Source organism: Candidatus Poribacteria bacterium (assembly GCA_021295755.1).
In the GTDB taxonomy this organism is placed as follows: Bacteria; Poribacteria; WGA-4E; order WGA-4E; family PCPOR2b; genus PCPOR2b.
Window position 1 is genome coordinate 1 of record JAGWBT010000067.1, and the last position, 347, is coordinate 347.

General features: G+C 49.6%; 1 protein-coding gene. It reads left to right on the plus strand.

The window, feature by feature from the left end:
- A partial coding sequence (locus J4G02_11180; protein ID MCE2395139.1) for a hypothetical protein occupies positions 1 to 347 on the plus strand: 347 nt, incomplete at both ends.

Below are 347 nucleotides of genomic sequence, written 5' to 3' on the forward strand. Positions count from 1 at the left end.
CGATTACATGAAAGGCTGTCGCACAGACGGTAGTAGATTCGATTGGCCTGAACCACGGGTGTGGAAGCAGAGCGAGGAGAATGTAGCGCGTGTTGGCATCACTTACGCACAAATTGACGAAGACACCTACGCCGAAAACTTCTGGGCACCGGAGGGGACACAGTATAATGTGTTGATGGAGGAATTGGGAGAAACTCACTATTATGACGCACTTTTAGACTTACACCAAACCTACGAGCAGGAAGAACACTACGACACTTTTGTGCAGTATGCGGACGCGGATTGGATGCCGAAAGCACAGCAAGAGTACGCTATTGCTTGGGGTGAAGCGGTACAAGGTGATTTTG